Source organism: Nonomuraea sp. NPDC050404, assembly GCF_040655495.1.
Lineage (GTDB): Bacteria > Actinomycetota > Actinomycetes > Streptosporangiales > Streptosporangiaceae > Nonomuraea.
In genome coordinates this window covers 1-1511 of record NZ_JBFAKB010000097.1, presented here as the reverse complement: position 1 = coordinate 1511, position 1511 = coordinate 1, and the positions used below count along the sequence as shown (strand labels likewise).

Sequence of the window (1511 nt, the reverse complement as noted above, 5' to 3'; positions counted from 1 at the left end):
CCCAGGCGGAGTGCTTATTGCGTTAGCTGCGATACAGAGAACTTATAGCTCCCTACATCTAGCACTCATCGTTTACGGCGTGGACTACCAGGGTATCTAATCCTGTTTGCTCCCCACGCTTTCGAGCCTCAGTGTCAGTTACAGGCCAGAGAGCCGCTTTCGCCACCGGTGTTCCTCCATATATCTACGCATTTCACCGCTACACATGGAATTCCACTCTCCTCTCCTGCACTCAAGTCTACCAGTTTCCAATGCATACAATGGTTGAGCCACTGCCTTTTACACCAGACTTAATAAACCACCTGCGCTCGCTTTACGCCCAATAAATCCGGACAACGCTCGGGACCTACGTATTACCGCGGCTGCTGGCACGTAGTTAGCCGTCCCTTTCTGGGTAGTTACCGTCACTTGATGAGCTTTCCACTCTCACCAACGTTCTTCTCTACCAACAGAGTTTTACGATCCGAAAACCTTCTTCACTCACGCGGCGTTGCTCGGTCAGACTTTCGTCCATTGCCGAAGATTCCCTACTGCTGCCTCCCGTAGGAGTTTGGGCCGTGTCTCAGTCCCAATGTGGCCGATCACCCTCTCAGGTCGGCTATGTATCATCGCCTTGGTGAGCCTTTACCTCACCAACTAGCTAATACAACGCGGGATCATCTTTGAGTGATGCAATTGCATCTTTCAAACTTAAAACTTGTGTTTAAAGTTTTTATGCGGTATTAGCATTCGTTTCCAAATGTTGTCCCCCGCTCAAAGGCAGATTCCCCACGCGTTACTCACCCGTTCGCTGCTCATCCAGTCGGTACAAGTACCAACCTTCAGCGCTCAACTTGCATGTATTAGGCACGCCGCCAGCGTTCGTCCTGAGCCAGGATCAAACTCTCAAATAAAGTATTTAAGTCACCTTAGTGACTGGCTTGTCTTTCATTATTGATTGACAGATTTTTGATGTATCTTACTACATCACATGAGTCATTCTTCTTTATTCAGTTTTCAATGGTCTAGCTTATCGCTTCAAGACCCTCGTCTCTTGCGACAACTATTATATTCTATCAAACCTAACTAAACTTGTCAAGAATTAACTGTGACTTTTATACCTTTTTTTATCTTACGTTCGCTTTTTCCCTCTCCTGTATTCGCTTTATTTCATGCCACCACTAGCTTTGGTAAATTAAAAAAATTAGTCTTTTTTAACTTGCTTTTTTCTTCTCTTATCAAAAAACTCCCTATTTTAATTAAAATAGGGAATTCCTCTTCACTCTTCGTCTTCTGAAAATAAGATGGCCTTTATTTTTTCACGAAGGCGATACCGTTGCATGCGAGTTAGTTCTTCTCCTCGCATTTGTCGAAGTAGTAAGTCTTGATAATGTGCGCTCAAACCTTCATATACTTCTGCCAGCAAATGATTGAAGACCACTTCATTATCTGGACTAGTATCACCTGAATTTATCCAGTCTGAGCATTCATAAACATCTAAACCTATAAAATGGTCATGGCTTCGTTTCTTT

Annotated in this window: 1 protein-coding gene and 1 rRNA gene; both read right to left on the bottom strand. The window is 44.0% G+C overall.

Annotated features, from left to right (window positions below; all coding sequences use genetic code 11):
* Positions 1 to 893 (bottom strand): 16S ribosomal RNA (locus AB0I81_RS64015); the annotation flags it as partial.
* A gap of 365 nt (positions 894 to 1258) precedes the next feature.
* Positions 1259 to 1511, bottom strand: a 253-nt coding sequence (locus AB0I81_RS64010; RefSeq protein WP_360680709.1) for a hypothetical protein, incomplete at its 5' end; no start/stop codon positions are given.